Consider the following 17147-nt stretch of genomic DNA (forward strand, 5'->3'; position numbering starts at 1 on the left):
TCATGACCAAGGCAAGTGTGGCGATCGTCGGATCGGGAAACATCAGTACCGATCTGTTGTACAAACTGCAGCGTTCCGAGTGGCTCGAACCGCGATGGATGATCGGAATCGATCCCGAGAGTGAAGGATTGGCGCGCGCCCGCAAGATGGGACTCGAGACCTCCGCCGAGGGCGTCGACTGGTTGCTGAACCAGGCGGAGAAACCGGACCTGGTCTTCGAGGCGACGTCGGCATACGTGCACCGCGAGGCAGCACCACGCTACGAGGCCGCCGGTATCCGTGCCATCGACCTGACTCCGGCCGCGGTCGGCCCGGCTGTGGTTCCGCCCGCGAACCTGCGTGAGCACCTGGACGCACCCAACGTCAACATGATCACCTGCGGTGGGCAGGCAACCATCCCGATCGTCTATGCGGTATCGCGAGTCGTCGACGTGGCGTACGCCGAGATCGTCGCCTCCGTTGCATCGTTGTCCGCCGGCCCGGGAACTCGCGCGAACATCGACGAGTTCACCAAGACCACGAGCCGCGGTATCGAGACCATCGGCGGCGCACAGCGCGGTAAGGCGATCATCATCCTCAACCCCGCAGACCCGCCGATGATCATGCGCGACACCATCTTCTGCGCTATCCCCGAAGACGCCGATCAGGCCGCGATCACCGACTCCATTCACCGTGTCGTCAAGGACATCCAGCAGTACGTGCCCGGCTACCGGTTGCTCAACGAACCGCAGTTCGACAAACCGAGCGTCGTTTCCGGTGGCTATGCAACGGTCACCACGTTCGTCGAGGTCGAAGGCGCAGGCGATTTCCTGCCGCCGTACGCGGGCAACCTCGACATCATGACGGCAGCAGCCACCAAGGTGGGCGAGGAAATCGCCCAGAAGCTTCTGAGTGTGAAGGCATGAGCGACATGATTCATTTCGATTCGAGCTGGGACATCCGCGTCACCGACACGTCACTGCGCGACGGCTCCCACCACAAGCGTCATCAGTTCACCGTCGAAGAAGTACGAGCCATCGTCGGTGCCCTCGACGGAGCCGGAGTGCCGGTCATCGAGGTCACTCACGGCGACGGCCTCGGCGGGTCCTCCTTCAACTACGGCTTCTCGAAGACTCCCGAGCAGGAACTGATCAAAGCTGCAGTCGAGACGGCGACCAACGCGAAGATCGCCTTCCTGATGCTGCCCGGGTTGGGCATCAAGGACGACATCGTCATCGCACAGGACAACGGTGCGTCCATCTGCCGCATCGCAACTCACTGCACCGAGGCAGACGTATCCATCCAGCACTTCGGCCTCGCGCGTGAGCGTGGACTCGAAACAGTCGGATTCCTCATGATGGCTCACTCGATTCCGCCGGAGAAGCTGGCCAAGCAGGCTCGCATCATGGCCGACGCGGGTTGCCAGTGTGTGTACGTGGTCGACTCGGCCGGCGCGCTGGTACTCGAGCAGGTATCCGATCGCGTCGAGGCGCTGGTTCAGGAACTCGGCAACGACGCTCAGGTCGGCTTCCACGGCCACGAGAACCTGGGCCTGGGCGTCGCCAATTCCATTGCGGCAGTTCGTGCGGGAGCCAAGCAGATCGACGGTAGTACCCGTCGGTTCGGTGCCGGCGCCGGCAACGCCCCGGTCGAGGCCTTCGTCGGTGTTTGCGACAAGATCGGCGTCAAGACCGGTATCGACTTCTTCGCCATCGCCGATGCAGCCGAAGATGTTGTGCGCCCGGCAATGCCGCAGGAATGCCTGCTCGATCGTCAAGCGCTGATGATGGGCTACGCCGGCGTGTACTCGAGCTTCCTCAAGCATGCCGAGCGTCAGGCAGAACGGTACGGAGTGTCGTCTGCCGAGCTTCTGGTGCGCGCAGGCAAGCGCAAGTTGGTCGGCGGCCAGGAAGATCAGTTGATCGACATCGCGCTGGAACTCCAGCGCGAAGCAGCGGCTTCCTAGGCCATGGCAGACGTACTGGCCGGAAAAGTGGCCTTGGTGACCGGCGCGTCCTCAGGATTGGGGCGCGCGGTGACCGAGATCCTCCACCGCAGGGGCGCACAGGTTTTCGGTATCGCCCGTGACAAGGAAAAGCTGCGGCAGTCGATGGTCGAGGTGGTCGGCACGGACGGTGAGCGTCGTTACGCAGCGACGGACGTCTCGGATTCTGCTCAGTGTGATGTGGCCGTGCAAGCGTGTGTCGACGCGCTCGGTGGTATCGACATCCTCGTCAACGTGGCGGGATCGCACTCGCTTCGTCATACGGCGGATATTGCGGATTCCGAATGGGCACATGACCTTGCGGTCAATCTGAACGGACCGTTCTTCCTTTCCCGAGCAGCACTGCCGCACTTGCTGGAACGGGGCGGCAACATCGTCAACGTCTCCTCGATCGCGGGGCTGGAAGGGCAGGCGTACTCGGCTGGATACTGTGCTGCCAAGCACGGACTCATCGGACTGACCCGTGCGATGGCGATGGAGTTCACCGGAAAGTCTCTGCGTGTCAACGCAATCTGCCCCGGCGGCATGATGACTCCTCAAGTCACCGGATTCACTTTCCCCGACGGAGTCGACTTCGATCTCGTCATGAAGGTTGCGTCGCCGCGTGGCTTGATGGAAGCCGAGGACGTTGCGAAGATGGTGGCTTTCGTGGCCTCCGACGACGCCTCGGCGATACACGGGGCCGTTTACTCGGTCGACAACGGAAAAATGGCATGAACCCGTTGGTCTCGGGACCGATCTTCCAGATCTGCTGGGTGGTCGAGGACATCGAGGCTGCCGAACAGGAGTTCACTCGGCAGTGGGGAGTGGAGCGGTGGCTGCGTATGCCAGGCATCGTCTTTGGCCCCGAGACCACAACGTATCGCGGGGAGCCCGCGGACTATGTCGTGCACGTATCGATCGGATATGCGGGCAGCCAACAGCTCGAGCTGATCCAACCAGTGTCCGGACGCAACCTGTACACGGAGTTCCTGGAGACTCACGGCGTCGGAGTTCATCACATGGCTTGGGTTCCAGACGATTACGAGGCGACGTTGCTAGAGGCCGAGCGTCGCGGAATGTCGGTGGTGCAACAAGGTCGGGTAGAGGGCGCCGGCATGGAGTTCTCCTACCTCGATGCCGGGCCATTGGGTGGATACGTCGAGTTGATGAAGCTCTCACCCGAGATCCGGTTGATGTTCGCTTCGCTCATTCCTGATTGACGGCAAACACTTTTGCGAAGTAGTCGGAAACGTTCTCCGGGTGACCACGGAATCCGAGGTAGCCGTCGGGGCGAATGACCAGCGCCGCCGTACCTTCGACCCCATACGCGGCGCATACCTGCGAGTCGTTGTCCTCGATGATCGGCACCAACGAATCGACGGTCACGGTTCCCGGTGGCACTATCGCGTAGACGTCCAACATGCGGTGCGCTGATCGAATGGCGGCGTCGGCGACCTTCTCGAGGCTGTTGATGCTCTCTGTGGATCCGTCCGAAGTCAGCAGTAGCGTGTGGTCGACTCCGGACAGCAAGTCGAACAACCGAATTGGATACTGCACACCGTCTCGGCGCATTCCGCGGGCATCGGGTGCACGCTCGCCCGGTTGAACGTGTGGACTCGAAGAATCACGCCCGGTGTTCAGCGGACTCTCCGAGTAGTCGATCAACAATTGAGCCTGGCGCCGCATTGCCGTGTCGATCGAGGACTCTCGCGAACCGATTCCTTCTCGAGCATTTCGGACGGTCATGCCGACGACTTCTTCACCGACCGGACGTCTTTCGGCATCGTAGGTCTCGAGAAGATCTGCTGTTGCAACGCCTTTGACGGCGAGCGCTACCTTCCATGCGAGATTGTGGGCGTCCTGGATCCCGGTGTTCATGCCCTGCGCGCCAGTCGGGGGATGGATGTGCGCGGCGTCGCCGGCGACAAAAACCCGTCCGCGACCGTAAGCGTCGACGATGCGGTGGCTGATGCGGAAGACCGAGGACCATCGCAGCATCGAGGTGGTTGTCGGTTCTGGGGACAGTCTGTCGAGCACGGCCTGGATGTGATGGAGTTCAGGTGTCTTGCCGGTTGAAAAACCGTGTTGTACAGAGGCTTTGTTCGACGATTCGTCCGGCATCAAATCGTCCGGAACGAGCATCGACATGCGGTACCGCTTGTGTCCGGGAAGTGGGATGCAGACGAGTAGGTCGTCGGTGGTTCCGTCGTCGGTGGTGTGGTTGGCGCGGACGGAGTAGCCGCTGGGGATCGACCAGTCGACTTCGACGTCACCGAGCATGTAGCTTTCCGCAAACGCGCCGCCCTCGAAGCTCAGGCCAAGCCCTTTACGGACCACGCTGTGAGCGCCGTCGGAACCCACCAGATACTGGACATTCACGGTGCTGCCGTCGCTGAGTGTGCAGGTGACGGCGCCGTCGGATTGTTCGAATGCGGTGAGACCGACTCCGCGTTCGACGGTTGTCCCCAGCTCGGCGAGTCGCTCGGTGAGGATGCGCTCCGTCGAGTACTGGGGGAGGCAGAGGAACCAGTAAGGAACGTCCTCGGGGAGGGTGAGGTCGACGCGGGCGACCTCGACGCCGTTCGTGTACATGATCTGACCGCGCATCAGTGTCGAGGCGTCGAGTGCATGGCGGAGCACCCCCATGTTCTCGAAAAGTTCGAGAGTGCGTGGCTGAATCCCGACGGCTTTCGCGTATTGCCGCGGTTCGTCGAGGGGGTCGACTATTCGACAGGAGATGCCGCGTCTGCGCAGCTCGATCGCGGTGGTCAAACCGATCGGGCCGGCGCCCGCTACCAATACGTCGGTATCCATGAGGACCCACTCACGTCGGGGACAGTCGGTCATTTCAGTATGGGCAAGCGAACTTCTGTTTTGGGGAAATTGACCCTAATCGGACATTTTGGGGGTTTCCTGCATGGATCGAAGATCGTGGGAAGATCGCGAGGTGAGGGCAGACGAGTTGCATCATGAGCCGCCGGGGTACCGCTGCCCGTTCTGTCGCTACGCGCTCGGTGAGTTCGACGAGTACAACGCGTCGACCGACCTCGTCGCCCGAACCGACAATGTAATTGCTCGGATTTCCCCGAAGTGGTGGCCGGACAACCCTGGCCACGTACTTGTGTCACCGATCGAACACTTCGAGAATCTCTACACTTTGCCCACGAGCGTCGGGCACTCGGTGTTCGACCTGGTTCAGGCTGTGGCTGTTGCAATTCGTGAAGAATACGGCTGTGACGGTGTCTCGACCAGGCAGCACAACGAACCGGCGGGCAACCAGGACGTCTGGCACCACCACGTCCACGTATTTCCGCGCTACGAGGACGATCGCCTGTACTCCCGGCATGGCGAAGCGTCGTACGTTTCACCCCAAGCTCGAGCGCCTTTCGGTGCACTTTTGCGCCCTCGGTTCCTCGAATTCTGATCCAATACGCACTCGGCCGAGTGCTGGGGCAGGCGGAGGAACCGGGTAGTGAATTCGCGAAATGGCCATTTCCGCGTAGGCGTCAGCGTATCGGCTCGAGATCACCTGGCGTCCATGTCTGGTCGAAGAATGGCTTGCCAGGGCCGTAGAGACGAAGGATCACGAAGTAGCCCTTTCCCGGCAGAGTTCGGAGCCAGTTCGTCTCGTCTGCAGCGTTCGGCTTGGTCGGCCCGAAGTAGATGTCGTGTGACCCGTCGGGGTTGATCGTTGGTTTGTCCATCGTGTTGACCGAGGGGAAGGGTTGTCCGTTGTCGAGGCCGGACGCGGTGACGCTGTCGTAGAGAGCAACTGACCAGAAAAGCGCCGCGGGCAAGTCCGGAGGTAGATGAAGTGAGTACGAGTTCCCCCCGTCCAACCAGTTTCCTTCGGAATCTTTCATGGTCGCCGGGTACTTTGCGCCCTTGTCGACGATGTTCACGACCATGCCAGGTGAATTGGAGTACGCCGCAGTGAAGAACGCACCGCGCTGCTCGAGATTCGTGAATGTGCCGCTCGATTGGAACTCGGTATTCTCGCCGGCGAAAGTGTTGACCCACGGTTGATTTGGATAGTAGGTGCCCCCCGGTTCGAGCGCCAGCAAGCTGGTCACGGTCACCTTGGACATCTTGAATGCTGTGCGAGCGGCCTTGTCGAGAAGTTCTCGGTCGTCAGGAGTGGGATCGAATGCTTTTCCCTTTTCGATTCCGAGTGTGTGGAGAAAGCCGCGCAGGTCAAGGTCATAGGGGTCCACGGCCTCGCTCTGGATGAACCTGTCGAGCATCTCGAAGTAGGTGCCGTCCTGTGGAAAGAGCATGTTGCATTCCACCCCTGAAGCGCGAGGGAACTGCATGGGTAACGCGCCGTCCTTCTGTCCGAGGGGATAGATGACGGTGCTCTCGATCCGGTTGACAGCGGGAGACAAATCGGCGGGATCGGCGAAGAACGCACGCCAGAAAAGGAATACGTTGTTGGTGCGTGAGCGGTAGATGTATCCCTCGGCCGGTTCCGGCCCGGAGTACCCGGGTGGCAGCAGCACGTATGTCGCACCGGATCCGGCGTCGGGCCCCGCCAAGCCGACATCACCTTTCCAAGTGTGTCCCTCGATAGTGGGGCCGACGATCGGACGTTGCCAGAAGTCGTCGAAAATCCCCTGGACTCCCGCCGGGGCCTCGACGACCAAAGGGCCGTATTTGTCGAGATCGAGATATCCCATGGCATAAACGACGTCGAAGTTCGGGGTTGTCACGAGAGTCTTTGCATCGATTCGGTTTTGCCATATCGGGAGGACGTTGTATCCGGCACCGAACGTCGATTCCGAACCCTCTTTCATCGCCCAGATGTTGATCGCCGGCAATGACCACAGATAGCTCTGTACGGCTCGTTGGAACACCAACTCGTTTCGCAACGAGATCGAAGTCTCGCGAGTCGGGAATCCGGTCTCGAACTTCGAGTCCGCCAAGTCGTCGTAGTGCCCCATCGTCGATCCTCTCGCTCGGTCGCGGCGTGGCAGTGCGCGCCGACTTCGACCACACAATCACGGTTGGAGCGCTGGGGGATCGCCCGTCAAGGATGAGAACTGCGCTCTGGCGAGCGGATCGACCGGGGATTCCGAAGGCGACACCTGGCCCTCCCCGAGCTTCCAGCGTGTACAAATCAGCATGTTTGTAAAACTTTTACCTTCAAAATCGTTGACAAAAGACCGCAATTTGTCCACTCTCTATACATAGATGTTGTTCGTGTCGCGGGTTGCCGCGCAGGACGCACTCACTGATCCGAACGAGAACTGGAGAATTCGATGGCGGCGTTGGTGTACACCGAGCCAGATGGTCGGCTCGCAACTTGGAGAGACCGGAAACGCTACTTGTGGCTGTTGGCGCTGATTCCGTCATCGGCAACTTTCATCGCCGTGGGGCTTGTTACCGCCACCGGATGGAATGTCTTCTGGTGGACCGGCCCACTGATTGCGTTCGCTCTCATTCCCGTCATCGACATCCTGGCGGGTGAGGACGGGAAGAATCCGCCCGACGAGGTGATCGACGAACTCGAGAACGACCGCTTCTACCGGTGGTGCACCTACGCCTATCTGCCGCTGCAGTACACGGCCTTCTTCCTGTCCTGCTACATCTGGGCACGTTGGGATTTGAGCGTTCTCTCCAATATCGGACTCGCAGTGACGATCGGTGTGACGGCCGGAATCGGCATCAACACAGCCCATGAACTCGGGCACAAGAAGGAGAGCGTCGAGCGCTGGTTGTCCAAAATCGTTCTCGCACAAAGTGCTTACGGTCACTTCTACCTCGAGCACAACCGTGGCCACCATGTGCGAGTGTCGACTCCGGAAGATCCGGCGACCTCGCGCTTCGGTGAGACCCTCTACGGTTTCTGGCCGCGCAGCGTCGGCGGGGGATTGAAGTCGGCGTGGCATCTCGAGAAGACCCGCTTCGAGCGTTTGGGCACCACGCACTGGAGCATCAAGAACGACGTGCTCAACGCCTGGCTCATGTCGGTTGTTCTGTTCGGTGTCGCGCTTGCAGTATTCGGGATCGGCATCGCGCCGTACCTCGTGATCCAGGCGTTCATCGGGTTTTCGCTGCTCGAAGCGATCAACTACCTCGAGCACTACGGACTCCTGCGTCAGAAAACCGCAAGCGGACGGTACGAGCGATGCACGCCGGCGCACAGCTGGAACAGTGATCGCATCTGCACCAACGTCTTCCTTTATCACTTGCAGCGGCACAGCGATCACCATGCGAATCCGACACGTCGTTACCAGGCGCTTCGCAGCATGGAAGAGGCCCCTCAGCTCCCGAGCGGCTACGCCAGCATGATCATGCTCGCCACCGTTCCACCCCTGTGGCGCAAGGTGATGGACCACCGCGTCCTCGAGCACTACCGAGGTGACATCACCCAGGTCAACATCGCGCCGAAGAAGCGCGCCAAGATCCTCGCGGCCTACGGGGTGAATGCATGAACGCCTACATCTGCCCGATCTGCGACTACACGTACACCGAATCGACAGGCGCTGCGCGAGAGGGTTTTCCGCCAGGTACCGCGTGGTCGAGTATCCCGGACGACTGGTGCTGCCCCGACTGCGGCGTCCGCGAGAAGGTCGACTTCACCCTCGTCACGCAATCCTGATCGAAATACCCACCGGTGAAAGGAAAACCGATGTCCGAGACTGCCACTGCTTACAAATTGTTCCGCTGCCTCCAGTGCGGGTTCGAATACGACGAAGCGATCGGCTGGCCCGACGACGGTATCGAGCCGGGTACTCGCTGGGACGAGATTCCCGAAGACTGGTCCTGCCCTGATTGTGGTGCTGCCAAAGTCGATTTCGAGATGGTCGAGGTGGACCGCTGATGACAGCGGTCAGTGAACCCGACACCCGGACCGTGGTGATCGTGGGCACGGGCATCGCCGGTTCCGGTGCTGCGCAGGCCCTACGCAAAGAAGGGTTCGGCGGCAGCATCATCCTGATCGGCTCCGAAACGGAGGAGCCGTACCGACGTCCGGCGCTGTCGAAGGAACTACTGTCCGGGAAAGCGTCGATCGATCGGGTTCGGTTGCGACCGCCGACTTTCTGGACCGAGCAGGGTATCGACCTTCGGATCGGCGTGACTGTCACGAGTATCGACACAGATTCCCGCACAGTATGTTTAGTCGACGGGGACAGCATCGACTACGACGTTCTGATTCTTGCCACTGGTGGACGGTCCCGACGGTTGACCGCGGAAGATTCTGAGCGCGTTCACTATCTTCGGGATATCGCAGACATGCGACGCTTGCAATCCCAGCTGATCGAAGGATCCTCGCTATTGGTGGTCGGCGGTGGCTTGATCGGATCGGAGGTGGCGTCAACGGCACGCGACTTGGGTTGCAGTGTGCAGGTTCTCGAAGCACAACCCGTGCCCCTGTCCAGGCTGCTTCCACCGTCGATAGCGGAGAAGATCGCCGCGCTGCACAACTTGGGCGGCGTCACCTTGCAGACGGGAGTCGACCTCGAGACGCTCACGACGGGTGCCGACGGCGTCACCGCACGTGCGCGTGACGGACGCGAGTGGACAGCGAACTTGGCCGTGGTCGCAATCGGATCCTTGCCCGATACCGATGTGGCTGCTGCTGCGGGTATTGGAGTGGACAACGGGATTACGGTAGACCGATACCTCAGAACGTCTGTCGATGGTGTGTACGCGATCGGCGATGTGGCCAACGTGCCCAACGGTTTTCTCGGCGGCATGCACCGTGGTGAGCACTGGAACACTGCGCAGGACCACGCCGTCGCAGTTGCCAAGACCATTGTGGGGAAGGCGGAACCTTTCGAATCCGTCCCATGGAGTTGGTCGAACCAATTCGGCCGCAACATTCAAGTAGCTGGTTGGCCAGGCGCGGACGACACCGTGATTGTTCGAGGAGACTTGGACTCCTATGACTTCACTGCGATCTGCATGCGCGATGGAAATATCGTCGGTGCTGTGAGCGTGGGCCGGCCGAAGGACATTCGCGCCGTCCGAACCCTTATCGAACGCTCCCCGGACATCAGCGCCGACGTACTCGCCGATTCGAACAGGGATCTGACCGAACTTGCGGCGGGTCTTGTCGCCTTACCGGTGCTCTGAGTTCGTGACTTCTGTTGCTTGCGTGTCCACCGTTTTGACACCGAGCACGGGCGATGGAAATCTTCCCGATATGTCCACCGCTCGTGCCCGTGTCCCGTACCACGAGGCAGCTCGTCAACTTCTCCGTGCGTCAGCGCTCGACGCCACACGCGAACTCTTGACCGAGAAATCGTGGAACGACATCACGATGGCGCATATCGCGGAAGCTGCGGGTATGAGCCGGCAGACGTTGTACAAGGAGTTCACGTCCCGGCAGGGATTGGCGTCCGGATACCTCATCCGTTTCGTCGACGAGTTCCTCGAAGAGGTGGAACGCGAAGTAGCGCTGCACCATTCGGACCCCCGAGGTGCGGTCTCGGCGGCCTTCCGTGCATTCTTCGACGCCGGTGCCCGGGATCCGATGGTGGTCAGTATTGTCGGTCCTCGTCCGCAACATGACCTGCTGAGCCTGGTCACCACCGACGGGACTCCACTGCTCGAACATGCGAGCGCGAGGTTGGCCGAGATCTTCATGACCAGTTGGGCGAACGTCGACCGCATCCATGCCGAGATGTTCGGCAGCACGATAGTGCGTCTGGCGATCAGTCACGTGACGTTGTCCTTCGGTACTCCAGATCAGATCGCCGAGAACCTGGGGGAGATGTTCGGGCCGTTCCTCGATCAAGTCATCGGTTCGGGCACAGTCGAACCGAACTGAGCCGACAGGATCGATACGGTTTCCGAGCTAGGACGGAAGTTCGATCGAGACTGATCGCCGTAGTTCTTTGGTGGGAAGTTTCGCCGATATGTGTGAATCCAAGTCCCGCTTCTCGGTAGCGTGCCGGACGTGCGTCGAGGTGCAGCCCGTGGGCGGCTCTCGTCAGATTCCGTCAACGGTGGAGGGTTTCGAAGATGAAGAGTCGCAATAAGTCTCGAGTGATGTCGACAGTTGCGCTAGTTGCAACATTTGTCATGGCCGGTGCAGGTGTGGCAATCGCCGACGAATCATCGTCAGGGTCTTCCGGCAGCGGATCGCTCGGTTCCTCCGGTGCGGCAGAGGTTGATCCGTTGACCTTCGACGGTTGGGGCACGTGCCCGATCGAGGATCTCGAGGTGACGACGTGCGCCAGCGTCGTAGTTCGCGGAGGGACCATGAAATTGGGCGCGCTTTCGGTGCCGATCCCGGACGGAAGTCTCAAGGTTGCGGGCGGCGTGAAATACGCGACCCAGCCGGACAACAGTTTCATCGAGACGTTCGTCGCCAAGCAGGACGGGTCCAACGGGGTCTATTCCAATCCGATTTCGGTACCCGGAGGTGCTCTCGGGATCGATACTCCGCTGGGACTGACTCAGATCAGCGCGACGGTGGAATCGGTGGGAGTCCCGGATCTGAAGGTTCTCGAGCAGGAACTCACCATGCCTGTTCGATTGAAACTGTCTAATCCGTTGCTCGGTGACGATTGCTACATCGGTTCGGTTTCGAATCCGATCAACCTTCACCTGACCACAACCGGAAACCCTCCGTCGGAACCTATCGGTGAGTTCCCCGGTGCAGTGTTCCCGGCAGTCCCACATTCGGATGCTGTGTTTGCGGCGCCGGGAGCTAGCGGATGTGGACCGCTCGGTGCGCTCAACTGGGCGGTGAATCTACGCGGGGGAGTGCCGGCGGCCAGCGGAAAGAACTCTCTCACCACGTCGAGCGACGTCTACGCGGTGGCCGCACGAAAGGTGCGACCGCCTGCCTGACGGACGCACAGTCGCTGGAACGTAGAACGAGGGCCGACCCGTGGTGGGTCGGCCCTCGTTCTACACAATCAGGTCAGCTGACCTCGGGATCACGGACCGTGATGGTGCCGTCCCTTACTGCGTCGGCGATGCTGTCGTGCAGTTTCGGGCAACCGTCTTTCAATGCCGTCGACTGACCGGAAGCAATTGCCTCTTTGAAGGTGTGGCAACGCAGCGCCGGGTCGGAAGTCCACTGCACGCTGGTGTGTTTGTACGTGTTCTTGCGAACAAGTACGCATGCACCGCATGCCTTGCAGTCGACTTCCTGCAGACCCGAGTCGAGGTATTCGTGCTTGTCCTCGATCGTCTGGGCCGCGATCGCCTCGAGCCGTTCCGTTTGCCCGGCAAAGTCCGGTGCCTTGGCCCAGCGAGCCCACCGTGCGTCGGTTCCGATCGAGGCGCTCACGATTAGACCTCTGCTTCCTTCTTTGCCGCTTCTGCTGCAGCTTCCTTCTCGGCCTTCTGGCGTGCGAGGTTTTCCTCGACCTCGGCGTGCCAGGCCTCGTTTGCCTTGGTGGTGTCCACCTCGAACTCGAAGCGCTGCGTCATCTTCTCGGTGACGTCGGCCTTGTCCACGTAGAACTGCTCGTACCAGCGTCGTAGCTGGTAGACGGGGCCGTCTTCTTCGCAGAGGAGGGGATTTTCGATCTTGGTCTTGTTCTTCCAGATCGCGACGTCCTGTAGGAAGCCCTCGCTGATGCCCTCGGTGAACTTGCCGGCCAACTTGTCGGCCATCTCGTCGGAGACACCCGTCGGCTTCTTGACCGTCACGCCCCACTGCAGCACGAACGAGTCCGGGCTGATCGGGTAGTGGCAGTTGATCAGAACACTCTCGACCTCGTATCCGCTGTAGCTGTTCCACAGGGGATTGACCATGTACGACGGTCCGTAATACGCAGCTTCGGAGCGAAGAAGCGTGTCGCCGCCGTACTGGGAGGCCATTCCGATGTCGGGACGGCCGGTGGTGTTGAGGTACTGAGTGGCGATCTCACCTTCGAAGACGTTCTTGAAGTACGTCGGGAAGGCGTAGTGGATGTAGTAGAAGTGCGCCATGTCGACCACGTTGTCGATGATCTCGCGGCAGTTGGACCCCTCGATGACCATGGAGTTCCAGGTCCAGTCGGTCCATTCGTCGCTGTACGCACCCTCGATACGAGGAATCACGATCTCCTCGGGCGGCGGATTGCCCTCGGGGTCGTTCCAGACGAAGAGCTGACCGTTCTGCTCGAGGGTCGTCCACGCGCGGGTGCGTGCGAGCGGAGGCACGCGGCGGGCATAAGGAATGCCGGTGCACTTTCCGTTGCCGCCCCAGCGCCAGTCGTGGAAGGGGCAGGCGATGGAATCGCCCTTGACCTCGCCTTGTGTGAGGTCACCGCCCATGTGACGGCAGTATCCGTCGAGAACTTTGATGTCGCCCTTGCTGTCGGCGAACACCACGAGCTTCGTACCGAAAGCCTCGATCGCGTGCGGTTTGCCGTCCTTGAAGGTCTTCAGTAGACCCAGGCAGTGCCAACCGCGGGCGAAACGAGTTTGCACCGTTCCGACGTCGATCTCGCGAATCTGCGCCATTGTGACCTCACATCCCTTCTAGCTGTTAGTAGAACACGTTATAGAACTCGATCCGGTTCCGCCAGATTTTGGGGGCACTTGTTACAGCATTGCGGCCACAAACGGGACCTTTGTCAGCGTCTCGACAGAAAAGAGAACGTGTTCTAGTCTCAAGTGTAAGTGAACCAACCGATCGAGGAAGACGGGAGCGTCGAAGTGGGTAACCATGACAGCCACGAGGTGATGCAGAGGCTCGACGCACTACTGCCGGCACTGCGCGAGCGCGCACAGGAGACCGAGGATCTGCGTCGTATCCCCGACGAGTCCATCAAGGGGCTCCAGGAAACGGGCTTCTTCCGCTTGCTGCAGCCGAAGCAGTGGGGCGGGTACGAAGCCGATCCGGTGCTGTTCTACTCCGCGGTCAAGAAGATCGCCAGCGCGTGCGGTTCCACAGGGTGGGTCTCCTCGATCATCGGCGTACACAACTGGCACCTCGCCCTCTTCTCTCAGCAGGCGCAGGAAGACGTGTGGGGCAACGACACTGACGTGCGCATCTCGTCCTCTTACGCTCCGATGGGTATGGGTGAAGTAGTCGAGGGCGGATACAAGGTCAACGGTGCGTGGGCGTGGTCCTCGGGTTGTGACCATGCCAGCTGGGCCGTTCTCGGTGGTCCGGTGTTCAAGGACGGCCGCGCAGTCGATTTCGTGAGCTACCTGATTCCTCGCGAGGACTACCAGATCGACGACGTGTGGAATGTGGTCGGCCTGCGTGGAACCGGCTCCAATACGGTTGTGGTCAAGGATGTTTTTGTTCCCAAGCATCGCGTTCTGAGCTTCCGGGCGATGAGCGAATTGACCGCCCCGGGCCTCGAGAAGAACACTGCACCGGTCTACAAGATGCCGTGGGGAACCATTCACCCCACCACGATCTCGGCGCCGATCGTCGGAATGGCTTACGGCGCTTACGAAGCGCACGTCGAGCATCAAGGCAAGCGTGTTCGTGCTGCGTTCGCCGGCGAGAAGTCGAAGGACGATCCGTTCGCCAAGGTGCGCATCGCCGAGGCGTCCAGTGACATCGACGCCGCGTGGCGTCAGCTCTCCGGCAACGTCGCCGACGAGTACGCGTTGATCCTTGCAGGCGAAGAGGTTCCGATGGAACTGCGGCTGCGCGCTCGACGCGACCAGGTGCGCGCCACTGGCCGTGCGATCGCCTCGATCGACAAGCTTTTCGAGAACTCTGGTGCCACCGCACTGCAGAACGGCACTCCGATTCAGCGTTTCTGGCGCGACGCCCACGCTGGTCGCGTCCACGCCGCGAACGATCCCGAACGCGCATACGTCATGTTCGGAACCGGCGAATTCGGTCTGCCGATCACCGACACGATGCTCTAGAGGAGGCTCAGTGACAACCACCGAAGAAGCTCTCACCTACGAGTCCACTTCGCGGTTCGCGCAAGTGCGCCCCGATCTGAAACTGCACTTCCACGAGGCGGGCGTCGGAAACGACAAGACCATCGTGCTGCTGCACGGCGGTGGCCCAGGCGCGTCGTCGTGGTCGAACTTCGCCCGCAACATTCCGGTGTTGGCGAAGAACTTTCACGTCATCGCCGTCGATCAGCCCGGTTACGGGCAGTCCGACAAGCCGACGGAGCATCCGCAGTACTTCGTGCACAGTGCGTCGGCGCTCAATGATCTTCTGGATACGCTCGAGATCACCGGTCGCGTTGACCTGCTGGGTAATTCGCTCGGTGGTGGCGCTGCTGTTCGCTTTGCGCTCGACTACCCGGACCGTGCGGGTCGCCTCGTTCTGATGGGCCCCGGCGGTCTGAGTGTCAACCTGTTTGCGCCGGACCCCACCGAGGGCGTCAAGAACCTCGGGAAGTTCAGCTACCAGCCCACACGGGAGAACCTCGAAGCGTTCCTGCGGATCATGGTCTTCGATCAGAAGCTGATCACGCCGGAACTCGTCGACGAACGCTTTGCTGCCGCCAGCACTCCCGAGTCGCTGGCTGCGGCCAAGGCGATGGGTAAGTCCTTCTCCAGCGGTGACTTCGAGCTTGGCATGCTCTGGCGCGAGGCGTACAAGCTTCGACAGCGTGTGTTGCTGATCTGGGGCCGTGAGGATCGGGTCAACCCCCTCGACGGCGCACTGGTTGCGCTCAAGATGATCCCGCGCGCGCAACTCCACGTCTTCGGCGGTTGCGGTCACTGGGCGCAGCTCGAGAAGTTCGACGAATTCAACCGGCTCGCAACCGACTTCCTGCTCGACGGAGGTAAATGATGGGTATTCGATCTCTGGCGTACATGCGCATCGGGGCCACCGACATGGCTGCGTGGCGCGAATACGGACTCAAGATCCTCGGAATGATCGAGGGTAAGGGCGTCGACGCGGAATCGCTGTATCTGCGTATGGACGACTTCCCGGCGCGTCTTGTCATCGTTCCGAACGACACGGACCGTCTGCTCGTCTCGGGCTGGGAAACCGCGAATGCGGCTGAGCTGCAGGATATCCGTGACAGGTTGTCGGCAGCCGGTGTTCCGTTCAAGGAAGGCACGGCGGAGCAGCTCAAGGACCGTCGCGTCGTCGAGATGATCGCGTTCGAGGACACCTCGGGCAACTCCCTCGAGGTGTTCCACGGCGCTGCTCTCGAACACCGCCGGATCGTGAGCCCGTACGGGCACAGGTTCGTGACGGGAGAGCAGGGGCTCGGTCACGTCGTGCTCACCACCGACGACGACGATGCTTCGCTGCGGTTCTACCGCGACGTACTCGGATTCAAGCTTCGCGACTCGATGCGTCTGCCTCCGCAGATGGTCGGCCGGCCCGCGGACGGCGACCCGGCGTGGCTGAGGTTCCTCGGCTGCAACCCGCGTCACCACAGCTTGGCGTTCCTGCCGTTGCCCAACCCGACGGGCATCGTGCATTTGATGCTCGAGGTGGAGAACTCCGACGACGTCGGACTGTGCCTCGACCGGGCACTGCGCAAGAAGGTCAAGATGTCGGCGACTCTCGGCCGCCACGTCAACGACGAGATGCTCTCGTTCTACATGAAGACTCCGGGCGGGTTCGACATCGAATTCGGTTGTGAGGGGCTAGAGGTCGAGGACGAAAACTGGATCGCGAGGGAAAGCACGGCCGTGAGCCTGTGGGGTCACGACTTCACGGTGGGAATGAAGCCGTGAGTTCGCCCGACGCGTCGGTGAGTGCGGAGCAGGCTATCGATCCACGCCAGTTCCGCACGGTTCTCGGGCAATTCTGCACGGGTATCACCATCATCACGACAGTCGACGACGGTGAGCCGGTCGGGTTCGCGTGTCAGTCTTTCGCTGCCCTGTCACTCGACCCGCCTTTGGTGTTGTTCTGCCCCACCAAGGGTTCTCGGTCGTGGGCGGCAATCGAGCGGACCGGGAAGTTCGCCGTCAACGTGTTGGCGGAGGAACAGCAGGCGGTGTGTGCTCGTTTCGGGTCGCGTGAGCCGGACAAGTTCGCGGGTATCGATTGGACGCCATCACCGTTGGGGTCACCGATCATCGACAAGTCGCTTGCCCACATCGACTGCACGGTGGAAACCGTCCACGACGGCGGCGATCACTACGTCGTCTTCGGCCGTGTGTCGTCGATGAGTGAGATCAAGACCGAACGCCCGCTGCTCTTCTACCGCGGGCAGTACACAGGCATCGAGCCGGACAAGACTGTGCCGGCTACCTGGCGTGACGATCTGGAAGCGTTCCTGACGACCACGACAGAAGATACCTGGCTGTAGTGGCAACCCCGTGAGTGGTTAAGGAG

At 60.9% G+C, this 17147-nt stretch carries 19 protein-coding genes; 15 read left to right on the top strand and 4 right to left on the bottom strand.

Features of this window, described 5'->3' with window-relative positions:
* Positions 1-2: 2 nt before the first annotated feature.
* From AC3WQS_RS11070 to AC3WQS_RS11085, 4 genes are read left to right on the top strand one after another with little or no spacing between them, the layout of a single operon-like run.
* Entirely contained in the window at positions 3-905 is a 903-nt protein-coding gene (locus AC3WQS_RS11070; protein ID WP_019746894.1) for an acetaldehyde dehydrogenase (acetylating), read from the top strand.
* Positions 902-1945, top strand: coding sequence for a 4-hydroxy-2-oxovalerate aldolase (gene dmpG / locus AC3WQS_RS11075; protein WP_020906144.1), 1044 nt, complete (start codon positions 902-904; stop codon positions 1943-1945). Before AC3WQS_RS11070 ends, dmpG begins: the two co-directional genes overlap by 4 nt.
* 3 nt (positions 1946-1948) lie before the next feature.
* Positions 1949-2701: an SDR family NAD(P)-dependent oxidoreductase gene (locus AC3WQS_RS11080; protein WP_020968425.1), complete on the top strand. Its 753-nt coding sequence runs from the start codon at positions 1949-1951 to the stop codon at positions 2699-2701.
* Entirely contained in the window at positions 2698-3186 is a 489-nt protein-coding gene (locus AC3WQS_RS11085) for a VOC family protein (protein ID WP_020906146.1), read from the top strand. Before AC3WQS_RS11080 ends, AC3WQS_RS11085 begins: the two co-directional genes overlap by 4 nt.
* Here AC3WQS_RS11085 and AC3WQS_RS11090 read toward each other — a convergent pair.
* Positions 3173-4780, bottom strand: a complete 1608-nt coding sequence (locus AC3WQS_RS11090) for an FAD-dependent monooxygenase (protein ID WP_492712722.1) — start codon at positions 4778-4780, stop codon at positions 3173-3175. The genes AC3WQS_RS11085 and AC3WQS_RS11090 overlap by 14 nt on opposite strands.
* Before the next feature lie 103 nt (positions 4781-4883).
* On the opposite strand from AC3WQS_RS11090, the gene AC3WQS_RS11095 reads away from it, so the two are divergent.
* Positions 4884-5390 carry an HIT family protein gene (locus tag AC3WQS_RS11095; protein ID WP_259349049.1) on the top strand — a complete coding sequence of 169 codons (507 nt, stop codon included), beginning with the start codon at positions 4884-4886 and terminating at the stop codon, positions 5388-5390.
* A gap of 82 nt (positions 5391-5472) precedes the next feature.
* On the opposite strand, the gene AC3WQS_RS11100 is transcribed toward AC3WQS_RS11095, so the two are convergent.
* A complete protein-coding gene (locus tag AC3WQS_RS11100) occupies positions 5473-6906 on the bottom strand; it encodes a DUF1254 domain-containing protein (RefSeq protein WP_020968429.1) in 1434 nt (477 codons plus the stop codon).
* 318 nt (positions 6907-7224) lie between these two features.
* On the opposite strand from AC3WQS_RS11100, the gene AC3WQS_RS11105 reads away from it, so the two are divergent.
* The 6 genes from AC3WQS_RS11105 (at position 7225) to AC3WQS_RS11130 (ending at position 11770) form a co-directional block, all read left to right on the top strand.
* Complete coding sequence (locus AC3WQS_RS11105) at positions 7225-8400, top strand: alkane 1-monooxygenase (protein ID WP_003945652.1); 1176 nt, start codon at positions 7225-7227, stop codon at positions 8398-8400.
* The gene (locus AC3WQS_RS11110; protein WP_153213507.1) at positions 8397-8567 is read left to right on the top strand and encodes a rubredoxin; all 171 of its coding nucleotides are present in this window, start codon (positions 8397-8399) and stop codon (positions 8565-8567) included. The genes AC3WQS_RS11105 and AC3WQS_RS11110 overlap by 4 nt, the downstream gene beginning before the upstream one ends.
* 30 nt (positions 8568-8597) lie before the next feature.
* On the top strand, positions 8598-8789 hold the full coding sequence (locus AC3WQS_RS11115; protein ID WP_007734094.1) for a rubredoxin: 192 nt from the start codon (positions 8598-8600) through the stop codon (positions 8787-8789).
* Positions 8789-10045, top strand: coding sequence for an NAD(P)/FAD-dependent oxidoreductase (locus AC3WQS_RS11120; protein WP_492712723.1), 1257 nt, complete (start codon positions 8789-8791; stop codon positions 10043-10045). Before AC3WQS_RS11115 ends, AC3WQS_RS11120 begins: the two co-directional genes overlap by 1 nt.
* Before the next feature lie 70 nt (positions 10046-10115).
* Positions 10116-10742, top strand: coding sequence for a TetR/AcrR family transcriptional regulator (locus AC3WQS_RS11125; protein WP_020906152.1), 627 nt, complete (start codon positions 10116-10118; stop codon positions 10740-10742).
* 194 nt (positions 10743-10936) lie between these two features.
* A complete protein-coding gene (locus AC3WQS_RS11130; RefSeq protein WP_031332836.1) occupies positions 10937-11770 on the top strand; it encodes a hypothetical protein in 834 nt (277 codons plus the stop codon).
* A 73-nt stretch (positions 11771-11843) separates the two neighbouring features.
* On the opposite strand, the gene AC3WQS_RS11135 is transcribed toward AC3WQS_RS11130, so the two are convergent.
* Together AC3WQS_RS11135 and AC3WQS_RS11140 are read right to left on the bottom strand one after the other, a co-directional pair.
* Entirely contained in the window at positions 11844-12215 is a 372-nt protein-coding gene (locus AC3WQS_RS11135) for a hypothetical protein (protein WP_007734099.1), read from the bottom strand.
* Positions 12216-12217: 2 nt separating this feature from the next.
* Complete coding sequence (locus AC3WQS_RS11140; protein ID WP_003945847.1) at positions 12218-13378, bottom strand: 3-ketosteroid-9-alpha-monooxygenase, oxygenase component; 1161 nt, start codon at positions 13376-13378, stop codon at positions 12218-12220.
* A gap of 195 nt (positions 13379-13573) precedes the next feature.
* On the opposite strand from AC3WQS_RS11140, the gene hsaA reads away from it, so the two are divergent.
* From hsaA to hsaB, 4 genes are read left to right on the top strand one after another with little or no spacing between them, the layout of a single operon-like run.
* Positions 13574-14749, top strand: a complete 1176-nt coding sequence (hsaA, locus tag AC3WQS_RS11145) for a 3-hydroxy-9,10-secoandrosta-1,3,5(10)-triene-9,17-dione monooxygenase oxygenase subunit (protein ID WP_492712747.1) — start codon at positions 13574-13576, stop codon at positions 14747-14749.
* 10 nt (positions 14750-14759) lie between these two features.
* A complete protein-coding gene (gene hsaD, locus AC3WQS_RS11150) occupies positions 14760-15638 on the top strand; it encodes a 4,5:9,10-diseco-3-hydroxy-5,9,17-trioxoandrosta-1(10),2-diene-4-oate hydrolase (protein WP_019746906.1) in 879 nt (292 codons plus the stop codon).
* Positions 15638-16540 carry an iron-dependent extradiol dioxygenase HsaC gene (hsaC, locus tag AC3WQS_RS11155; RefSeq protein WP_003945585.1) on the top strand — a complete coding sequence of 301 codons (903 nt, stop codon included), beginning with the start codon at positions 15638-15640 and terminating at the stop codon, positions 16538-16540. Before hsaD ends, hsaC begins: the two co-directional genes overlap by 1 nt.
* The gene (gene hsaB, locus AC3WQS_RS11160; protein ID WP_003945677.1) at positions 16537-17121 is read left to right on the top strand and encodes a 3-hydroxy-9,10-secoandrosta-1,3,5(10)-triene-9,17-dione monooxygenase reductase subunit; all 585 of its coding nucleotides are present in this window, start codon (positions 16537-16539) and stop codon (positions 17119-17121) included. The genes hsaC and hsaB overlap by 4 nt, the downstream gene beginning before the upstream one ends.
* Positions 17122-17147 lie beyond the last annotated feature (26 nt).

It is taken from the genome of Rhodococcus sp. FW305-130 (genome assembly GCF_058788335.1).

Excerpts from the sequence above, each read along its gene's own strand:
- AC3WQS_RS11090 (WP_492712722.1), bottom strand. The coding sequence starts at position 4,780 with ATGGATACCGACGTATTGGTAGCGGGCGCCGGCCCGATCGGTTTGACC.
- dmpG (WP_020906144.1), top strand. The coding sequence starts at position 902 with ATGAGCGACATGATTCATTTCGATTCGAGCTGGGACATCCGCGTCACC.
- AC3WQS_RS11120 (WP_492712723.1), top strand. The coding sequence starts at position 8,789 with ATGACAGCGGTCAGTGAACCCGACACCCGGACCGTGGTGATCGTGGGC.
- hsaC (WP_003945585.1), top strand. The coding sequence starts at position 15,638 with ATGGGTATTCGATCTCTGGCGTACATGCGCATCGGGGCCACCGACATG.
- AC3WQS_RS11100 (WP_020968429.1), bottom strand. The coding sequence starts at position 6,906 with ATGGGGCACTACGACGACTTGGCGGACTCGAAGTTCGAGACCGGATTC.
- AC3WQS_RS11080 (WP_020968425.1), top strand. The coding sequence starts at position 1,949 with ATGGCAGACGTACTGGCCGGAAAAGTGGCCTTGGTGACCGGCGCGTCC.
- AC3WQS_RS11110 (WP_153213507.1), top strand. The coding sequence starts at position 8,397 with ATGAACGCCTACATCTGCCCGATCTGCGACTACACGTACACCGAATCG.
- AC3WQS_RS11105 (WP_003945652.1), top strand. The coding sequence starts at position 7,225 with ATGGCGGCGTTGGTGTACACCGAGCCAGATGGTCGGCTCGCAACTTGG.
- AC3WQS_RS11125 (WP_020906152.1), top strand. The coding sequence starts at position 10,116 with ATGTCCACCGCTCGTGCCCGTGTCCCGTACCACGAGGCAGCTCGTCAA.
- AC3WQS_RS11070 (WP_019746894.1), top strand. The coding sequence starts at position 3 with ATGACCAAGGCAAGTGTGGCGATCGTCGGATCGGGAAACATCAGTACC.
- AC3WQS_RS11140 (WP_003945847.1), bottom strand. The coding sequence starts at position 13,378 with ATGGCGCAGATTCGCGAGATCGACGTCGGAACGGTGCAAACTCGTTTC.
- AC3WQS_RS11085 (WP_020906146.1), top strand. The coding sequence starts at position 2,698 with ATGAACCCGTTGGTCTCGGGACCGATCTTCCAGATCTGCTGGGTGGTC.
- AC3WQS_RS11095 (WP_259349049.1), top strand. The coding sequence starts at position 4,884 with ATGGATCGAAGATCGTGGGAAGATCGCGAGGTGAGGGCAGACGAGTTG.
- AC3WQS_RS11115 (WP_007734094.1), top strand. The coding sequence starts at position 8,598 with ATGTCCGAGACTGCCACTGCTTACAAATTGTTCCGCTGCCTCCAGTGC.
- AC3WQS_RS11130 (WP_031332836.1), top strand. The coding sequence starts at position 10,937 with ATGAAGAGTCGCAATAAGTCTCGAGTGATGTCGACAGTTGCGCTAGTT.